20 protein-coding genes are annotated in these 16656 nt (G+C 61.7%); 5 read left to right on the top strand and 15 right to left on the bottom strand.

Going from position 1 to position 16656, the window contains the following annotated elements:
* Nucleotides 1-95 precede the first annotated feature (95 nt).
* Nucleotides 96-608: a hypothetical protein gene (locus ACFSM5_RS08770; RefSeq protein ID WP_379875946.1), complete on the top strand. Its 513-nt coding sequence runs from the start codon at nucleotides 96-98 to the stop codon at nucleotides 606-608.
* Nucleotides 568-1047 (top strand): hypothetical protein, encoded by a 480-nt coding sequence (locus tag ACFSM5_RS08765; protein WP_379875945.1) that lies wholly within the window; start codon nucleotides 568-570, stop codon nucleotides 1045-1047. Before ACFSM5_RS08770 ends, ACFSM5_RS08765 begins: the two co-directional genes overlap by 41 nt.
* On the opposite strand, the gene ACFSM5_RS08760 is transcribed toward ACFSM5_RS08765, so the two are convergent.
* The 10 genes from ACFSM5_RS08760 to ACFSM5_RS08715 all read right to left on the bottom strand — a co-directional run bounded on the left by ACFSM5_RS08760 (nucleotide 1044) and on the right by ACFSM5_RS08715 (nucleotide 8793).
* On the bottom strand, nucleotides 1044-1523 hold the full coding sequence (locus tag ACFSM5_RS08760; protein ID WP_379875944.1) for a hypothetical protein: 480 nt from the start codon (nucleotides 1521-1523) through the stop codon (nucleotides 1044-1046). The genes ACFSM5_RS08765 and ACFSM5_RS08760 overlap by 4 nt on opposite strands.
* Nucleotides 1524-1531: 8 nt before the next feature.
* The gene (locus ACFSM5_RS08755) at nucleotides 1532-1870 is read right to left on the bottom strand and encodes a DUF6152 family protein (protein WP_379875943.1); all 339 of its coding nucleotides are present in this window, start codon (nucleotides 1868-1870) and stop codon (nucleotides 1532-1534) included.
* A gap of 41 nt (nucleotides 1871-1911) precedes the next feature.
* Nucleotides 1912-2367 carry a GNAT family N-acetyltransferase gene (locus ACFSM5_RS08750; RefSeq protein ID WP_379875942.1) on the bottom strand — a complete coding sequence of 152 codons (456 nt, stop codon included), beginning with the start codon at nucleotides 2365-2367 and terminating at the stop codon, nucleotides 1912-1914.
* Complete coding sequence (locus ACFSM5_RS08745) at nucleotides 2354-3691, bottom strand: TldD/PmbA family protein (RefSeq protein WP_379875941.1); 1338 nt, start codon at nucleotides 3689-3691, stop codon at nucleotides 2354-2356. The genes ACFSM5_RS08750 and ACFSM5_RS08745 overlap by 14 nt, the downstream gene beginning before the upstream one ends.
* Nucleotides 3692-3838: 147 nt before the next feature.
* On the bottom strand, nucleotides 3839-4468 hold the full coding sequence (locus tag ACFSM5_RS08740; RefSeq protein WP_379875940.1) for a LysE family translocator: 630 nt from the start codon (nucleotides 4466-4468) through the stop codon (nucleotides 3839-3841).
* Between the two features lie 463 nt (nucleotides 4469-4931).
* The gene (locus tag ACFSM5_RS08735; protein WP_379875939.1) at nucleotides 4932-5486 is read right to left on the bottom strand and encodes a NifU family protein; all 555 of its coding nucleotides are present in this window, start codon (nucleotides 5484-5486) and stop codon (nucleotides 4932-4934) included.
* A gap of 205 nt (nucleotides 5487-5691) precedes the next feature.
* Entirely contained in the window at nucleotides 5692-6174 is a 483-nt protein-coding gene (locus ACFSM5_RS08730; protein WP_379875938.1) for a universal stress protein, read from the bottom strand.
* A gap of 16 nt (nucleotides 6175-6190) precedes the next feature.
* Nucleotides 6191-6925, bottom strand: a complete 735-nt coding sequence (locus tag ACFSM5_RS08725) for a TIGR02186 family protein (protein WP_379875937.1) — start codon at nucleotides 6923-6925, stop codon at nucleotides 6191-6193.
* Nucleotides 6922-7836 carry a sulfite exporter TauE/SafE family protein gene (locus ACFSM5_RS08720; RefSeq protein ID WP_379875947.1) on the bottom strand — a complete coding sequence of 305 codons (915 nt, stop codon included), beginning with the start codon at nucleotides 7834-7836 and terminating at the stop codon, nucleotides 6922-6924. Before ACFSM5_RS08720 ends, ACFSM5_RS08725 begins: the two co-directional genes overlap by 4 nt.
* 288 nt (nucleotides 7837-8124) lie before the next feature.
* Nucleotides 8125-8793: a glutathione S-transferase gene (locus tag ACFSM5_RS08715; RefSeq protein ID WP_379875936.1), complete on the bottom strand. Its 669-nt coding sequence runs from the start codon at nucleotides 8791-8793 to the stop codon at nucleotides 8125-8127.
* Between the two features lie 86 nt (nucleotides 8794-8879).
* Between ACFSM5_RS08715 and ACFSM5_RS08710 the strand changes: the two genes are divergently transcribed.
* A complete protein-coding gene (locus ACFSM5_RS08710) occupies nucleotides 8880-9890 on the top strand; it encodes a metal-dependent hydrolase (RefSeq protein WP_379875935.1) in 1011 nt (336 codons plus the stop codon).
* 18 nt (nucleotides 9891-9908) lie between these two features.
* Here the strand turns inward: ACFSM5_RS08710 and ACFSM5_RS08705 are convergent, their stop codons facing one another.
* From ACFSM5_RS08705 to ACFSM5_RS08690, 4 genes are all read right to left on the bottom strand, one after another.
* On the bottom strand, nucleotides 9909-10337 hold the full coding sequence (locus ACFSM5_RS08705; protein ID WP_379875934.1) for a flagellar basal body rod protein FlgC: 429 nt from the start codon (nucleotides 10335-10337) through the stop codon (nucleotides 9909-9911).
* A gap of 81 nt (nucleotides 10338-10418) precedes the next feature.
* Nucleotides 10419-11801 (bottom strand): virulence factor family protein, encoded by a 1383-nt coding sequence (locus ACFSM5_RS08700; protein ID WP_379875933.1) that lies wholly within the window; start codon nucleotides 11799-11801, stop codon nucleotides 10419-10421.
* Nucleotides 11798-13987: a phosphatidylglycerol lysyltransferase domain-containing protein gene (locus ACFSM5_RS08695; protein ID WP_379875932.1), complete on the bottom strand. Its 2190-nt coding sequence runs from the start codon at nucleotides 13985-13987 to the stop codon at nucleotides 11798-11800. Before ACFSM5_RS08695 ends, ACFSM5_RS08700 begins: the two co-directional genes overlap by 4 nt.
* Before the next feature lie 208 nt (nucleotides 13988-14195).
* Nucleotides 14196-15098 (bottom strand): AraC family transcriptional regulator, encoded by a 903-nt coding sequence (locus ACFSM5_RS08690; RefSeq protein ID WP_379875931.1) that lies wholly within the window; start codon nucleotides 15096-15098, stop codon nucleotides 14196-14198.
* A gap of 50 nt (nucleotides 15099-15148) precedes the next feature.
* Between ACFSM5_RS08690 and ACFSM5_RS08685 the strand changes: the two genes are divergently transcribed.
* The gene (locus ACFSM5_RS08685) at nucleotides 15149-15520 is read left to right on the top strand and encodes a VOC family protein (protein ID WP_379875930.1); all 372 of its coding nucleotides are present in this window, start codon (nucleotides 15149-15151) and stop codon (nucleotides 15518-15520) included.
* A gap of 104 nt (nucleotides 15521-15624) precedes the next feature.
* Here the strand turns inward: ACFSM5_RS08685 and ACFSM5_RS08680 are convergent, their stop codons facing one another.
* On the bottom strand, nucleotides 15625-16392 hold the full coding sequence (locus ACFSM5_RS08680; protein WP_379875929.1) for a S1 family peptidase: 768 nt from the start codon (nucleotides 16390-16392) through the stop codon (nucleotides 15625-15627).
* A gap of 86 nt (nucleotides 16393-16478) precedes the next feature.
* On the opposite strand from ACFSM5_RS08680, the gene ACFSM5_RS08675 reads away from it, so the two are divergent.
* Nucleotides 16479-16637, top strand: a complete 159-nt coding sequence (locus tag ACFSM5_RS08675) for a hypothetical protein (protein WP_379875928.1) — start codon at nucleotides 16479-16481, stop codon at nucleotides 16635-16637.
* Nucleotides 16638-16656: the final 19 nt, after the last annotated feature.

The raw sequence follows: 16656 nt of genomic DNA, 5'->3' as shown, positions 1-16656 counted from the left end.
GATGACGCAGGGCTCGGCGACCGTCTCAAGTCTGCTCTCTCAGAAACAGACCGCAACAGATAAGGATGACGAACCTATTTGGAAACATTCCCGTCATGCCTGACAGTCCCGCACTCGACGCCCTGCGAGGGGTCGCCGGCGATCTTGCCGGCTTGCCGCTCACCCACGCCCGTAAAGGGCACGGCCCTTCCCTGTTTCTTGAATTCGGCCCGCTGATCCCCGGCATCAGTAGCCCGAGAGGTAGTTTCTCGATCAGCCTGTTCTACTATTGGCGGATCGAAGCGGGCGGCCGCGTCCATTGCGCCAGCGATGGCGACAGGGAAACCTGGGAAGCCCGGTTTCAGGATCTGATCGGCAAAAAAATCGTCTCGCTGGAAGCCTTTGGCGAGCTGTCGGAATTGCGGCTAGTCCTGGATGACGACTTCCGCCTGACCACCTTCGCCCTGGACGACGACGGTCCCGACTGGACCGTAACAGACCACCGCCAGGAGGATCCATTGGCGCGACGGCGCTCTGTGCGCGGACGACGGCGGACCGCGTTAGTGCTTTTGAAAAGTGGACCTATTCATGACCGAATTTGCCCAAATAGCCTGCGAACAACTTATTAAAAATCTTATCCAGATGCCTTTGAACCACGTCTGGCGGGGTCATGGCTCAGCTCTGTTTCTGGAATTCGGATTGCTGGAACCTGTTCTGCTGCGCAACGGGAAGCAAGGACATCCGAGGGGCGAGATGTCAGTCCATCCAGGGACGGATTGGCGTTTTGAGCAGGCTGGCCGGGTGGTGTGCGCTGCTTATGGCAACGAAGATCATTGGCACAAGACCTGGGCAAGCCTCATCGGACAGAGGTTGGTCGCGATAGATATAGGGAACTCCATACCAGATCTGACGCTGAGCTTTGAGAATGGGACCCGCCTACGCAGCTTTGTCCTGACCGAAGAGCCGCCAGCATGGACGTTGACCGATCACCGGCAAAAGCCGGAGCTCTGGATCTCCTGGCGCCAAGGAGCCCTGTTTGCCGACGATGGCAAAACTCCACCAGACTAGAAATAAGCGATCAGTCGCCCCGCCGTCCCCGCGCCCAGCCACAGGCCGATGGAGGCTGCGCACTGCAGCCGCCCGAAACCCGCCGGGCGCCGGTCCCAATCGTAGAGGCGCCCGGACCATAGCAGCCGGAAGAGGATCGCGTTGATCAGACCCAGCGCGATCAGCACCACCTTGATCTGCAGGACCGCATTGACGGAAAGCGCTGCAGCATCGGCCGAAAAGAGCAGGGTCCCGCTGGCGATCATCAGCAACAGCCCCAGGATCGCAAAGGGCGTGAGATAGCTGCTGAGCGCCTTGACCGGCAGGGCGCGGGCAAAGCCCAGCAGCCGCAGATCCAGCGCGATGATCGGCCCGACCAACAGCACCAGCCCCAGCAGATGGGCAAGGTTCGCCAACGGATAGGCGATGACGGAGGCCCGCATGAAGACGCCCAGGCTTGAGGCCTCCAGGGCAACGGCGAAGGCTGGCGCGGCCATGCCTTCCATCAGCGCAGCTCGACCGTGCGACCCTTGACCGAAATCCGCTCGGCCCGAAGTTCACCGTCATGCACGCGCGAGGGATAGCCTTCGATCTTCACGAGCGTGCCGGGCGCGATATCCTCGGCGGGCAGTCCCCGGTTCTGCATGCGGAAGGGCGGCGCCAGGATCACCTGCCACCGCTTGCCCTGATGGTCGAGTTCAAGCTCGCCATGGGGGCTTTGATAGCTGGAGGAAAGGATGGGTGCTTCCAGCGTCAAAACGGTGGCGCTGTCGTAACTGCCCCAGCCATGGTGAGCGAGGACCGGGGCCGCAATGAGCGTCAGGATCGCAACAGGACGTAACATCGTTCGTCTCCCCTGGATCGAGAAACGGCCGATGGCGGGCCTTAGTAGCGAAGCGTGTAGCGCACCATCATATCGGCCGGGGTATAGCGATCATACAGGATCCGGGCGCTTCTGTTGATAGCGCTCGTATGCCAATAAAGTCGGCCCCAATCCTCGGCCTTCACCTTCTCGATCATCGCGTCGATCAGCTTCTGGCCCAGGCGCTGGCCGCGTACATCGGCATCGACATAGAGGTCTTCGAGATAGCAGATCGGGCGCAGCCCCCAGGTGTTGTAATGCACGACGCCATGGACGAAGCCCACGACCTTGCCCTCGAACTCCGCGACCAGGGCGAACATCGGCATCGCCGGATCATGCAGACGCGCCCAGAGGCCGTCCGTCACGTCGGGCGCCAGATCAACCTCGTAGAACTTGAGGTAACCCGCCCAATGATGGCGCCAGGCGGCTTCATCGGCCAAGGTTACCGGGCGGACAATCGCCCCCTCAGCGACCGGCAATCGTCATCCCCTCGATCCGCACGCTGGGTGCATCGACGCCGGTCTTGATGTCCAGATCGTCGGCGGGGGTCAGGGTCTTGTACATATCCTTGAGATTGCTTGCGATGGTGATTTCGCTGACCGGATAGGCGATCTCGCCATTCTCCACCCAGAAGCCGGACGCCCCCAGGCTATAGTCGCCGGTGACGCCATTCACCCCATGGCCCATGAGATCGGTCACCAGCAGGGCCTGTGGCTGATCGGCCAGAAGATCTTTCAGCGACCGGGGACCGGCTTCCATGAAGACATTAGCGACGGACGGGCCCGGCGGGCCGCTGGTGCCGCGCGAGGCGTGGCCGGTCGGCGCCAGTTCCAACTGACGGGCCGAGCGCAGATCCAGCAGCCAAGTGGTCAGCAGCCCCTTGTCGATCAAGGCGCGCGGAATACGCGGCAGACCTTCGGCATCGGTCGCGGAGGAGCGGGCGCCGCGCTTGCGCAAGGGGTCTTCGCGGATGGTGATACCGGGGTTGAAGACCTCCTTGCCCAGGAAATCCTTCAGGAAGCTGGTGCCGCGCGCGATGGAGGGGCCGGAGATCGCGCCCAGCATGGCGCCGATCAGACGGCCCGCGATGCGGCGGTCATAGAAAACCGGAACCTTGCAGGTCTCGATCTTGCGGGGATTGAGACGGCGCACCGCCCGTTCGGCTGCCCGGCGACCGATGGTCTGGGGATCGTCCAGATCCTCGGCATGGACAGCCGAGGTCCAGTCGTAATCGCGCTCCATGCCGGTCCCCTCGCCCGCCAGCGCAACAGCGCTCAGCGAATGCCAGGTGCCCTTGTTGGTGCGCGAAAAACCGTTGGAGGTGACGAGGAAGCTTTCCGACGAGCCCCAGCCCGCATCGGCGCCTTCGGAATTGGTGACACCCGCCACCGCCAGCATCGCCTCTTCGGCGGCAGCGGCCCGGGCAATCAGCAGTTCGGCGCTAGGTTCGATGGGGTCGACGCTGTCGAGATCGGGGAACTCGGTCGCCAGCAGCGACTTGTCGGCGATGCCGCAGAAAGGATCTTCGGGCGCCAGCTTGGCCATCGCCATGGCCCGCTCAACCAGCTCCGACAGGGCCGAGGTGGAGAAATCATTCGAGGAGACGATGGCCTGCTGCTTGCCGATGAAAACCCGCAGCCCCAGGTCCTGCCCTTCGGAACGCTCCAGTTTCTCAAGCTTGCCCAAGCGCTGAGAGATGCCGACCGACACCCCGTGCGACAGGATCGCATCGGCTGAATCGGCACCCGCCTTGCGGGCCTTGGTCACCAGATCATTGAGAAGGTCGAGGGAGGGCGCTGTCATCGGCGGCTTGTCGCTTTCGCTCTTATTTCGGAGAAAAATCGGCCCCCCGTGCCATGCGGGACCGATAGAGAAACGGCCTCAAGTAGGGCAAAGCCCGGTAGGCCAACTAAAGATCAAGAGTGGCGATTTAGCCGGAGCGTTTCAAGCTTAGTCCCGGCCCGAGAGCGCGATACGCACCGCGATCCCGGCGAAGACCGTTGCCATCAGCCAGCGCTGAACCTTCTGCCAGCCGGGCCGTGCCGCCATCCAGCGGCCAAAACGTCCGGCCGCCATGGCGATACCGCCGTTGACGATTCCACCGACGATATTGAGCGTCGTCACCAGCAGCAGCGCCTGCAGAATGATCGAGCCCTTGGAGGGGTCGACAAACTGCGGAAACAGCGCGACGAAGAACAGGATCACCTTCGGGTTCAGCAGGTTGCCGATGAAAGCCTGGCGGAAGACGACGAACAGGGCCGCACGCGGCAAAGTCCCTTCGGCGCCTGCAAAAACGGATGGGCTGCGGATCGCGCTCCAGGCCAGCCACAGCAGATAGACCGCACCGGCCAGACGCAGGATGTCATAGGCCAGCGGGGCAGCAGCGAAGAGGCTCGACAGACCAAGGGCAGCCGCAAGGCCATGGATATAGCAGCCTGCCGCAAAGCCAAGGACCGACACTAGGCCTGCCGAGCGTCCTTGGGCAATCGACCGGGTCATGACATAGAGCATGTCCGGCCCAGGGGTGATCGCCAGCAAAAAGGCAGCAGGGACAAACAGGGCCAGTGTCATGAGGTCCATGGGAATTCTCCAAAAGAGGCGCAGCTAGAGCCTAGGAGCCCTCATGGCAGGGGGCAAGGCGGGACACCGCATTGCTGCTGCGTCCCTGGAGCATTAACCGCCGTCACAGCTTTGGCATCGCGCCGCAATCGACATTTCGCACCTGCGTCATGATCTCGTCACGGTCGCAGGTCTATAAGTCAGGCGCGTCGAAAAGCGTCCTTCTCCCAAAGGAGACCGATCATGGCTCAGCAGTTGCGTACTCTGATGAAGATGGTCAAGGCTCACGCCCAGTTCCGGGCAGACCGCAAGCAGATGGTGCGGTGGCACACCGAGCGCCACAGCCGCGCCGGTCGTTAAGTCAACCACGTCATCCCAGGGCTTGACCCTGGGATCTTACGTGGCCACACCGCGTAGAGACAGCGGCGGAAGGAGATCCCAGGGTCAAGCCCTGGGATGACGGTTGTGCTTGTTAGTCCTGGCCCTACGCCGAAGCCTTCACTTCGATGACTTCGGGCACATAGTGCTTCAGCATATTCTCGATCCCCATCTTCAAGGTGGCGGTCGAGCTCGGGCAGCCTGCGCAGGCCCCGCGCAGGTTCAGATAGACGACGCCCTTGTCGAAGCCCTTGAAGGTGATATCGCCGCCGTCATTAGCCACGGCCGGGCGCACGCGGGTCTCGATCAGTTCCTTGATCTGGCCGACGATCTCGGCGTCTTCCTTGTCGAAGAATTCCTCTTCGGCCTCTTCGTCACCCTCCAGGATCGGCGCGCCGAGGGTGAAATGTTCCAGCACCGCGCTCATGACCAGGGTCTTGAGCTGGCTCCAGTCCACATCGTCATGCTTGGTGATGGTCACGAAGTCATAGCCGAGGAACACCCCGACCACCCCTTCGATCCCGAAGAGGCGCTGGGCGAGCGGCGAACGCCCTGCCGCCGCCGGATCCTCGAAATGCAGGGTGCCCGCCGGCAGGACCGTGCGGCCCGGCAGGAACTTCAGAGTGGCGGGATTCGGGGTGGCTTCGGTCTGGATGAACATCGGGCAAATTCCGGGGTGAGAAAGCTTCTAGGACCTATCTGGTCCTAAATGGCGTTTGAATCAAGCCGTGATTATTTCTCGTCATGTGTCATCCCGGCCCCCGAGCCGGGATCCGGCCGCCCACAAGATCAAACTCAGGCGCCGGGGTCTGCAACAACCTTCGGCCGGATCCCGGGTCAAGCCCGGGATGACAGGCAGTGGTTGATCACGTCAGCGCCTGCAGTTGGGCATCGCTTAGGCCGCCCGGCACTACGGTGACCGGCACCCGCAGGCGGCCTGCGACCTTGCCTGCCAGATGACTGACCAGCGGCCCCGGCCCGTCCTGGCCGATACTCGCGCCCAGCACCAGGATCGAGATGGAGCGATCCTCCTCGATCAGGCCGATCAACTCGTCCCGCAGCAGACCTTCGCGGATATAGACGGCAGGTGTCGTCCCCGCCCATTCCTGGGCTTCGGCACAGAGCCTGAGAATCACCTGTTCGGCGGCTTCGCGCCGCTCGGCCCGCATCAGTTCTTCCAGCCCCAGCCAGTTCTGGCCGTCTGGGGGCTCCACCACCGTCAGCAGCGCTACCCGGCCACCGGAATTGCGCGCGCGCAGGCAGGCGTAATGCAGGGCCGTCGTCAGCTCTGGCGAGCCATCGACGACGACGAGGAAAATACGGGGCTTGCCCGAGAGGTGAAGATCCATGGACGGTTCCCCCATTTTATGCCCGCCGGAAAACGAGACTGCCCAGCCACCCGACCAGGATCGACGCTCCAATGGCCAGCAGGCCGTAGATCAATCCATGGACATGGGCGAGATCGGACAGTTCGGCGGCAGCACCGATCTGTTGAACTTCAAGCGGCGTGGTCTGGGCACCGACGATCTGTCCGCCCCGCACCGCATAGACATGCACCTGGTAATAGCCGACCGGCACATTCGACGGCAGCACTAGCGCCGTGCGGAACAGCCGGTTCCCCAACGTGGTGACGGTGCCGATCTGGCTGCTGAAGAGGCCCGTCTGCTGCTTGCCGCGGATCAGGGCCTCGCGGAAGGCCAGTTGGTCGCCATCCGAGAGATCGTCCCTTGTCGGCACCAGCGCCAGATTCTCCACCCCGATCTGCTGGCGCACCAGCATTTCACCGCGCAGGATATCGCCGATGGGTTTTGTCGCGGCAATCGCATAAAAGCCCGGCACCCCTTCATAGGTCGCCGAATGGGCATTGAGCCACAGCCCCAGAATCCGCTCCTTCCGGCGGACGGTCACCTTGTTCTCCGGCCCGCGCACGATGACGATCAGATCGCTTTCCCCGTCCGTCGCCCCGAACAGCGTGACATCGGTTCCGGTGAAGCCCGTGGTGATGGCGATCAGATGCTGGGTCAGGTCGGCAATCACCGCCTGGGCGCGCGCCGCACTCGGCAAGGCAAGCAGGGCCAGGATCAGCAGCAGCCCCTTCATTTGTTGATCACCAGCGTATAGACGTCGCTGGGCGTCAGGACGAGATCAATCCCGACCTTCAAGGCCACCGCCAGGATCATGAGCGACAGCAGCATGCGCGATTGTTCACCGCGCAGCCGCCCGCCAAAGCGAATGCCGATCTGCGTCCCCAGCACGCCGCCGATCAGCAGCACCAGGGCCAGCAGAACGTCGACGGTCTGGTTCAGACCGGCTTGCATCAGGGTAACTGCGGCTGTCGTAAAGAGGATCTGGAACAGGGAGGTTCCGGCGACCACCGCCGTCGGCATGCCGATGATATAGACCATCGCCGGGACCATGAAGAAGCCGCCGCCCACCCCCATGATCGCGATGATCACGCCGCCCAGCAGCCCGATCCCGCCCGGCACCAGCGCCGAGATATAGAGGCGGGACTTCGGGAAACGCATCTTCAGCGGCAGCCCGTGGATCCAGAGATGCTGATGCAGGCGACGGCGGGGAGGCGCCGCCATGCGGGAGCGCCGCAGCGCCCGGGCGCTTTCCAGCGCCATCAGGCCGCCGACGGTCCCCAAGACCACGACATAGAGAATCGAGATCACCAGATCGATCTGGCCCAGGCGCTGCAAAAGACCAAACAGCACGACACCGATGGAGGAGCCGATCAGACCCGAGGCCAGCAGCACCCCGCCCATGCGGAAATCGACGCCGTCTTTGCGCCAATAGGCGATGGTGCCGACGACCGAGGCGCCGACCAGCTGATTGGCCTGACTGCCGACTGCAACGGCAGGTGGGACGCCCATGAAAATCAGCAGCGGCGTCATCAGGAAACCACCGCCGACACCGAACAGTCCGGACAGAAACCCGACCCCGCCGCCCAGCAGCAGCAGGCCGATCACATCGACGGAAATTTCGGCTATGGGGAGATAGACTTGCAGCACAGGAACGACACGCCAGCTTTTAAAAATGGCTTCAGGCGCTAGAAAGATGCGCCAAAGATCGGCCGTCCGTCGACCTTTTTAGCGGAAAAAGGCGGGGACAAAGTCCCCGCCTGCTCGCTTAGCTGAAAAACAGATACAGGATCAGCAGGATCGGCAGCGGAATACCGAGCAGCCAGAGCAGAATATATTTCATGTCACGGCCCTCCTTCGGGGTCCTTGTTGAGACGTGCGCCATAGGCGCCTGTAGTCTCAAAGCCTGGGAGGCCCGTGGGTTCCTTTAGCTGCCTATTGAGCGTAGGCGTAGGGGCCGCCGCGCTCCAGAGCCCGAACATAAGCCGGGCGGGCATGGATGGTGTCGAGATAGGCCAGCAGCCTGGGCGTATGCGCCCCCACCGTGCCGCGCACTTTCGCGGTTTCCACCGGGAAACTCATCATGATATCCGCGGCTGTAAAGCTGTCGCCGACGAACCAACCCGCAGGGCTTAATTGATCTTCCCAATAGCTGGCATGCAGACGCAGCTGCGGATCGATGAAACTCGACAGCGCACCATTGGCGATCAGCCTAGCCACAGGTCGCAGGAACCAGGGGGCCTGTTTGGGCATGCGGGTGAACAGCAGCTTCAGCAGCAGCGGCGGCATCGCGGAACCTTCGGCATAATGCAGCCAATAGATCAGGCGTTGGCGGGCAGCGGACCCCACCGGCGGCACCAGGGAGTGGCCTTCATGCTGGGCCAGCAAATGCTGAAAGATCGCTCCGGTTTCGGCCAGCGTCTGCGCACCATCGGTGATGATCGGGGATTTGCCTAAGGGATGGATTGCTTTCAAAGCGGGTGGTGCAAGCATCGTTTTAGGATCACGCTGATACTGCTGCACCTCGTAAGGGATGCCCAATTCCTCCAGCAACCAAAGCACGCGCTGGGAGCGGGAATTATTGAGGTGATGCAGCGTGAGCATGACTTTGGGATCTCCTCTATATTCGCGCCCGCATTAACATTATTGTCGGCCCCGTCGTCATGAAACGCCAAGGAGCTTAAGGCGCGATGGATTCGCTTACTCAGGTCGCGTTGGGCGCTGCTATTGGCGTCGCTACCCTTGGACGTCGCACTAAACCCTGGAAGGCAGCCCTTGTCGGCGCTCTTGCGGGGACCGTTCCCGATCTCGATGCCTTCATCGACCATGGCGACCCGATTTCGAACATGACGTTCCATCGGGCCGAAAGCCATGCCTTCTTCTATCTGACCCTGATCGCGCCGGTCTTAGCCTGGCTGGCGGCGATGGTCTTCCGGGACCAGCAGAATTTCAAACGCTGGTGGCTGGCCGTCTGGCTGGCGCTGGTCACCCATCCGCTGCTCGATTATTTCACGATCTACGGAACGCAGCTGGCCCTGCCCTTCACCGACACACCCTTTGGGCTCGGCAGTATCTTCATCATCGATCTGGCCTATACCATCCCGCTGCTGGTCGGTGTCATCGTGGCCATAAGCCGCGCCCGGCACCAGGGGCTTTCCTGGAACAAGGCCGGGCTGATCCTAAGCTCGCTCTATCTGTGCTGGAGCGCCTATGCGCAGAACCACGTCGCTGGAATCGCCGAAGCCTCCTTGCGGGAGCGCGGGTTTCAGGCGGATCAGATCCTCGTCACGCCCTCACCCTTCAACACCATCCTCTGGCGCGTGGTAGCCGTCTCCGGCACCGACTACGCCCAGGGCTTCTATTCCTTCTTCGACGATAAGCCGCAGATCGTCTTTGAAACCCACCCGCGGCAAACCGAGCTACTGGCGAGCTTAAAGGACGACTGGCCCACCCAGCGCATCGTCTGGTTCACCCATGGTTTCTATAAGATGAGCCAACGCGGTGACCGGATCATCATCACCGATCTGCGCATGGGGCAGGAGCCCCACTACAACTTCAATTTCGAGGTGGCGAGCGATCAAAGCGGCACCGTCACGCCCATTCCGCCGCACCGTCTGTCTGAACGGCCAGACCTGGGCGCCGGGCTGAGCTGGCTGTGGCAGCGGCTCAAAGGCAATCAGATCAGCGCACCCGGCCTATAACCCCGGCCGGGTGGGTCTTTAGCTGACGATATCCAGCAGGGTCTTCGACATCTCGTCGGTAATTCCCACGATCTTGGCATTCGCCTGATAGCTGCCCTTGGCGACCAGCAGGTTCACCATCTCCTCGTCGAGCGAGACGTTGGGCGCGGCCACCATGCCATTCTCGTCGGCATAGGGCAGATCCGGAGCATAGAGGGCAACGGTATCGGGCGTCTTATAGCGGGCGACCGCCACCGTGCCGACACCCAGACCACCGGCGACAACCGATGTCTGCTGCACATCCTTGGCGCGATAGGCAACGGGATTGGCGGAGGCGGTGGTATTGCCCGAGGCACTGTTCGGCATCCGCCCGGTCGAGAAAACATTGGCGACATTATCAGCCGCGACGGCAACCCGAACCCCGGCAGCACGCATCCCGGAGGCGGCAATGGAAAGCGGAAGGATCATCTCTGAAGCGCCCTCGTCACTTAAGTTCGAAGGACCAGTATACGCCCGACCGGCCCCGTCCGGTTATTACAAATACGCCGGTCAGTTGATCTCCGGCTGACCCAGGCGCCGGGTCGCCCCGTCGATCAGCAGGCGGGCGAGCTTCCTATAGTCACCGTCGTAATGATGACCGCCGGGCAGTTGGATCACCTCCACCGGCGTTCCCTTCAAGGAGGGGCAGACCGTATCCGTTTCCTCGACGCCATAGACGCATTGCATCCGCTCGGCCGGGAGCAGCTTCACCTCCGGCAGGGTCGGCTTCGCATCGTCGCCCGCAGGCGCGCCCAGCCAGCCGCCGACCTTGATCTCGAAATTCGCCTTTTCCTCCAGCCCCAGCAGCGAGATCTGGGCGATCTGCATCTTATTGGCGTCGGGCAGGGCGTTATAGATCGCGGGCAGGACGCCGGCGCCGAAGGAATAGCCGATCAGGATCACCTGATCGATGCCCCAGCGCTGGGTATAGGTATCCATCAGCTTGGCCAGATCGTCGGCCAGGAGCTTCGTTTCCTTTTTGCTCCAGAAATACCGCAGGGCATCGACACCCACGGTCGGGACGCCTTTTTTCTGCAGGATGCCCGCCAGCTGCTCATCGATATCGCGCCAGCCGCCGTCGCCCGAATAGAAGATCGCCATCACGTTATGACGCCCGGTCGCGGGCAGCTCGACGATGGGGAGCGAAGAGGTCAAAGCGGCCGGGCGGGCCGACTGATGACGTACCAGGGTCTGCAGCCGCTGCTCCAGCACGGCCTGGGCATCGGCCGCCTGGATACGGGACACCCGAACCGGCAGACCAGCCGTTTGCAGCTTATGCGCCTCGGCCAGCCCCTCGGGAGAGCCCTTCTGGGTCACCAGGATATCGAGCGGATTGCGCAACTGCGTGGGACGGAACTCCGCCATCAGCTTCACGGCCTCCCCCGCGTGGGGCGCCTCGGCGCACAGCGGTACCGCCAGAGAAACAGTCGCCGCAGGATCGACCGCGATCACCTTGTCAAAAGCCCCGTTGGGGGCCTGCCCCGCCAAAGCCTTCGCCAACGCCGCGCCGTCCCGCACCCCGGTCAGCACCGGCACACGATAGCTGCTGTTACCCGCCAGCCGTTGGGCCTGATGGACAATCGATTCGATCTCGCCGACCAGATATTGGCACGCAACCGGATTGGCTGCGACCGCCGCGCGCAGGGCAGGCAAATCCACCCCGACGACCATCGCCCCCGCGTCGCTGAGGCGCTTTGCGAGCGCGCGTTCCACATCGCCCCATCCGGCAACGTCCGAGAGCATGACAAAGGCGTTATCGATGCGGCCCTTGGGCGCCAGAACTTCGATCCGGCCCAGCGATCCCGGCAGGATCGCGTCGAACCCATCGGCTTGAACCGGCAAGGCTGCGATAGTCGCAAGGGCAGCCAAGGTCACAAAGCTTGCGGTCTTCATCGCGCGAATACTCCCCTGACGCTGCCCGCGATCAGGACCGCCACCCGGATCAGGGCGAAGGCGGCGCTGCGGTTACAGCCGATGACGAGATAGCGGGGCTGCCAGCTGGGACCGAACTTGGTCTTGAAAGTGCGCAGCCCCTGGAAATTGTAGAATTTGCCGCCATTGCGGTAGATGAAACTGCCCAGGCGCTGAATGACGGGCGCCGCCGGGCTGGAGGACAGGCCGGATAGCGGCGCCATCCCCAGATTGAAGCAGCCGACGCCTTCGGCCTGCAGCTGCAACGCCATGCTGGTCATCAGATAGTCCATCGTGGCACGCGGGGCATCGTCCAGCACCCGCATCAGATCGAGCGCGACCTCGTCTCCCTGGCCTGAGTGCATCGCGGTGGCAAAAGCGACGATCCGGCCGTTGTGCTCCACCACAGCAACCCGCTGCTGACGCACAAACCCCCACTCGAAAGCACCCAGAGAGAAGGATTTCTCCTTGGCCTGATTGCTGTTCAGCCAGCCGTTAGAGACCGCTTGCAGCTCCTCGCGCCGGGCTTCGAGGCTGTCGGCCGTCAGGAATTGGAAGCTTATGCCCTCCCGGGGGGCACGGCTGATGGAATGGCGCAGGTTGGCGCGCTTCTGCCCGGCGATGGAAAACCCCTGCAGATTGACCCGCGCCCGCTCGCCCAGCTTCAAGGCCCGCAACCCGGCATCGGCGTAGACATCCAGGAATTCCGGCCCCGCCTCATAAAAGCAGGGGATACCGCCCGCCGCCTTCACGGTTTCCAGGAACTTCCAGATCAGGCCGGGCAGCGCATCGCGCGGACCCACCGGATCGAACAGGGCAATCCAGTGCGACCCGCTGCGGCGATACATCAGCACCGCCCGCTCGTCGTCCGAAAACATCACCGACTTGTCGCCCATCCGCACCAGACCGGCATAGGCATCGCTGGTCTGGCCCAGGATCGCTTCGGCCTTCTGAAGATCAGCATAGCTGGCGAGCTTCGCCGTGCGGGCCAGACGGCGGGGGCGCATCCGCAGCAGTTGGCGCAATCCTGCCCAGGCCAGGGCCGTCGCGGCCAGGGTCATTGGCCCCCGCATGCCTCCCATCCAGGCCGCCCCCAAGAGGACACCCGCCGCTGGCAGGCTGGACATCGGCTGCAGCCAGGGGCGCAGATAGCCGCCCAGCTTGCCCCAACCACCGGCCTCCAGGGCCGCCAGCGTCGGGATCGACAGCAGCAGCGGCAGCCCATGATAGATGAAGCGATAGAGCACCAGCGCACTCAAAACCGGACCGATATCACCCGTGGGGGCGACATAGGCCACCATCACCGTCTCGAACACGCCGAGCCCCGCCGGAACCTGGCTCAACACCCCCAGCGCCGTCGCAACCGCAAAGACGGTCAGGAAATCGATGAAATTCAGGCTGCTGGTATCGAGGAGAATCCAAAGCGCCGCCGCCGCTGCCGCGATATCCAGCAGCGCCGCCAGCGACTGGCGCATCAGCAGATCAGGCCCCGGCAGACGGATGCGCACCCTGCCGATCTTCAAAGGCTCCTGCCGGAAAGAGGACAGGAACGACAGTAACCCGACGCCCGCGAGAATAGCCAACCCGATACCGCGCAGAATCTCGACCGCAAGGCCAAGCGGCGCTGCCAAAACCCCTGCTGAAATGACGAGGCCCAGCCCCGCCACCATCACAAGGCCGACCGCAAAGCCACCAGCCGCAAGACCGGTCACCTGGGCGACATCCAGCATCGACAGGCCCAGACGCGGATAGTAGCGCAGGCGGATCAACCCGCCGGTCAGCGGGCCCGAGCCTGCCGCATTCCCCACGGCATAGGCGACAAAGGAAATCGGTGCGACCCGGCCCAGGGGCAGGCACTGACCGAGGTGGCGCAGGGCCAGCAGATCATACAGCAGAAGCGCCCCGAAGCTGACCCCCGTCAGACCGATCGAGCCGATGATCCAGAGGGTCGGAATGGCCTCGATGGCCGTGAGGATATGGTCGGGCGAGAATTCGCCGGACGACCGCTGCATGGCCACGAACACCAGAGCCAGCACCGCCAGGGTGGTGGCCAGAGCGACGCCCGTTCGCCAGGAAAATCGGCGACGTCGGGCAGGCTGTGCCGCTGGCAGGAGTTCGCCTACTGCCTCGGCGCTGGATTTCTGCTTGTCGTCCGTGGTGCCCTGCATGTCAGCCTGTCCGTCGAAGCCATCGCGCCGCTTCTGCCGGACGCGATCTCATGAAGCCTCGCGGTTATGAGCCTGAACCCAAATCGCTACCATCCCGACTTCTGACAGGGCGGCTTTGCAGGAAATACGAGTATCCCGCGCAAAGCCGCCGGATCCCTGGCCTTGCATCGACGGTGATCAAAGCGGCCAGCCTCTAGATGACAGAAGTTTAAGAAAGCCGAGGGGCAGCGGTAATGAAGCGCTTGCTGTAACGCGCCCGGAAATGGCTCGGCGCCTCGCCAAATCGCCTCCGGAATCGGTTATTGAAGGTGGAGAGATCGGGGAAGCCGCTGTCATAGGCGACATCGGTGATCGCCCGGTCATTCTCGGTCAGTTGCAAGGCCGCCCGGCGCAGGCGCAGCTCCAGCAGATACGCATAGGGCGTGCAGCCCAGCAAGCCTCTGAAGCTGCGCAGGAAGTGATATTTGCTCATGATCGCCACAGCAGCCAATTCGTCGAGATCAAGCGGACGGTGAGCATTGGTCTCCATGAACCGAAGAACCCGATCGATCCGTCGATGGTCCCGACTGCTAAGACTGAAGAGACGGGGCGGATGGGTGCTCAGATGCCCGACCACGCCCTCCACCAACCGGATGACCGCCTCTTCTGTTTCCCCCTGCTCCTGGGATGCCATAAGGGCGGTCAAGGGCGCGGTGAAGGCATCGAAAGCCGGCAGCATGGAGGTTGGAAAGCGGAAACGGGCTGTAGCGCCCACGCTCGCGGCAACTTCACCGAAGAACTCGGGCTCGATATGCAGCGCCAGACAACGGTCGCCCGTCGAATGATCATGCCCGCATTCATAACAGGACCCGGCATTTCCCAGCAGCAGAGCGCCCGGATGCAACAGCGTGCCACCCTTGTCGCTGGAGTAGCGAAAAGAACCTTCGGTCACCAGGGCAATCGACATATCCTCGTGCCGTTCCTCAAACGGGCGGTCCTGCGGCCCGGAACGGCAGAGATATTGATTGAGGCGCCAGCCGGTGCCCCGCGCCACGGCCTGGGCTTCGATCAGGGGAAGGGGCGGTAACTCGCTCATGAGAACAGAATAGCAATATTCCCCAAGAGCCGACATGGGGGAGTGCGCCATCCTCGCCTCACCACCCCATGAGAGGAAATCGAAGAATGATCAATCATCTGTCGATCGGCGTGCGCGACATCGCACGGACCAAGGCCTTCTACGATCAGGTGCTGCTGCCGCTTGGCTATAAATGCCTGTCGGCCAGTGAAGGCTCCCTCGGTTATGGCGTCGAGCATGTGGTGCTCTGGATCAGCGCGACCGACAGCCCGGTGAAAGCCGATCCGAAGTCGGGTCTGCACATCTGTTTCGACGCCCCGACGCGCGCCAGCGTCGATGCCTTCCATGCAGCGGCCCTGACAGCGAAGGGCGCGGATAACGGTAAGCCGGGCGTCCGGGTGGACTATGACGAAAACTACTACGCCGCTTTCGTGGTCGATCCCGACGGCTATCGGCTGGAGGCTTATTGCGGGAGGTAGGAGAACAATAAGCCATGACCATTACATCGAAGGGCGGCTTATACTCAATTAGCTATCAAAGACCGTACGGCAACTTTGGATTTAATTCACTCCAGGTAATGATGTTAGGGCATTGCGCCCCGCGCTTGCCCGTTAATGATCTCGTCTATTACCTGTGCTTTCCAGACGAACCCGAGTTGCGCCTCAAGTGAACCAGCAGGAGATACTAAACGCCCAGAATATACTCCAATGAAGCGGAATGAAGGTCCTCCTCCCAAGAGCGTATCCCCATTTTCCAGGACACCCATTTCTGATCGACGAATTACCGGAGAACCGGACATGCCCGAGGATGTTGCGGTATCAACATAGATAAGAGGTTTATCGTCGACATTCAGCTGTGGTTCAGTCGCGATGCTGGCGCGCTTCCATATCGGAAGTTTACCAAGACCAAGCGGATAGCCAATAACGAAGACATCAGCTCCCACACGAAGTTGGAGATCCTCTTTTTTTAATGAATTTATCGGGAATACTTCGGTAGTCTTTGGAATATTTAATTGCAAGCAAACGACATCCACCTTGCGACCATATATTGGATGCTCCAGCCAAGACGGGACGTCATCAACAAATAAATCCATGGTCGCAGTTATCTGCCGGTTTAAATCTCCCTTGATAAATAAATCAAATTTAATTTTATTTGGTCGACCGCCCGTCGAAGAAATATTATCTCCCGTTATCGGGTTCACTCCGGTAACGTTATGCCAATTTGTTACCAGATACGTTTGGCCACTGCTTATCCAAAAAAAAGCAGTTCCTTTCGACAAGAAAATTTCGCCGAAAAACATTTCGAGAGGACTTACAGAGACAGAATATTGCTCAATAAGAGTTTTCGGCATAGTCCGGTTCTCCCAAAAATACGCACAGCCAGGAAGAAAGAATTCCAATTCTTCTGCAGCCTATAAAATTTCTCATAGATGGGTTGGTGCGATACAGTCGAATAACGCTGCGCCCGATCATCGCCTGTAACGACGGCGACGGCTTGGTGGTAACCGGCGGTGTGGTCGAGGGTATCGGGAGTGCTGTATGGATCGAGGCAGGCACATCACGTGATCTGGCCCCTGGCCCGATCATGAAAGTGTGATCGCCCTCCCCTCTCAAAT

The sequence above is a fragment of the Lacibacterium aquatile genome, from assembly GCF_042683105.1.
GTDB classification, from domain to species: Bacteria; Pseudomonadota; Alphaproteobacteria; order Elsterales; family Elsteraceae; genus Lacibacterium; species Lacibacterium aquatile.
This window is presented reverse-complemented; position numbering and strand designations above follow the sequence as displayed.

Excerpts from the sequence above, each read along its gene's own strand:
- ACFSM5_RS08770 (WP_379875946.1), top strand. The coding sequence starts at position 96 with ATGCCTGACAGTCCCGCACTCGACGCCCTGCGAGGGGTCGCCGGCGAT.
- ACFSM5_RS08765 (WP_379875945.1), top strand. The coding sequence starts at position 568 with ATGACCGAATTTGCCCAAATAGCCTGCGAACAACTTATTAAAAATCTT.
- ACFSM5_RS08760 (WP_379875944.1), bottom strand. The coding sequence starts at position 1,523 with ATGGCCGCGCCAGCCTTCGCCGTTGCCCTGGAGGCCTCAAGCCTGGGC.
- ACFSM5_RS08755 (WP_379875943.1), bottom strand. The coding sequence starts at position 1,870 with ATGTTACGTCCTGTTGCGATCCTGACGCTCATTGCGGCCCCGGTCCTC.
- ACFSM5_RS08745 (WP_379875941.1), bottom strand. The coding sequence starts at position 3,691 with ATGACAGCGCCCTCCCTCGACCTTCTCAATGATCTGGTGACCAAGGCC.
- ACFSM5_RS08740 (WP_379875940.1), bottom strand. The coding sequence starts at position 4,468 with ATGGACCTCATGACACTGGCCCTGTTTGTCCCTGCTGCCTTTTTGCTG.
- ACFSM5_RS08735 (WP_379875939.1), bottom strand. The coding sequence starts at position 5,486 with ATGTTCATCCAGACCGAAGCCACCCCGAATCCCGCCACTCTGAAGTTC.
- ACFSM5_RS08730 (WP_379875938.1), bottom strand. The coding sequence starts at position 6,174 with ATGGATCTTCACCTCTCGGGCAAGCCCCGTATTTTCCTCGTCGTCGTC.
- ACFSM5_RS08725 (WP_379875937.1), bottom strand. The coding sequence starts at position 6,925 with ATGAAGGGGCTGCTGCTGATCCTGGCCCTGCTTGCCTTGCCGAGTGCG.
- ACFSM5_RS08715 (WP_379875936.1), bottom strand. The coding sequence starts at position 8,793 with ATGCTCACGCTGCATCACCTCAATAATTCCCGCTCCCAGCGCGTGCTT.
- ACFSM5_RS08710 (WP_379875935.1), top strand. The coding sequence starts at position 8,880 with ATGGATTCGCTTACTCAGGTCGCGTTGGGCGCTGCTATTGGCGTCGCT.
- ACFSM5_RS08705 (WP_379875934.1), bottom strand. The coding sequence starts at position 10,337 with ATGATCCTTCCGCTTTCCATTGCCGCCTCCGGGATGCGTGCTGCCGGG.
- ACFSM5_RS08700 (WP_379875933.1), bottom strand. The coding sequence starts at position 11,801 with ATGAAGACCGCAAGCTTTGTGACCTTGGCTGCCCTTGCGACTATCGCA.
- ACFSM5_RS08695 (WP_379875932.1), bottom strand. The coding sequence starts at position 13,987 with ATGCAGGGCACCACGGACGACAAGCAGAAATCCAGCGCCGAGGCAGTA.
- ACFSM5_RS08690 (WP_379875931.1), bottom strand. The coding sequence starts at position 15,098 with ATGTCGGCTCTTGGGGAATATTGCTATTCTGTTCTCATGAGCGAGTTA.
- ACFSM5_RS08685 (WP_379875930.1), top strand. The coding sequence starts at position 15,149 with ATGATCAATCATCTGTCGATCGGCGTGCGCGACATCGCACGGACCAAG.
- ACFSM5_RS08680 (WP_379875929.1), bottom strand. The coding sequence starts at position 16,392 with ATGCCGAAAACTCTTATTGAGCAATATTCTGTCTCTGTAAGTCCTCTC.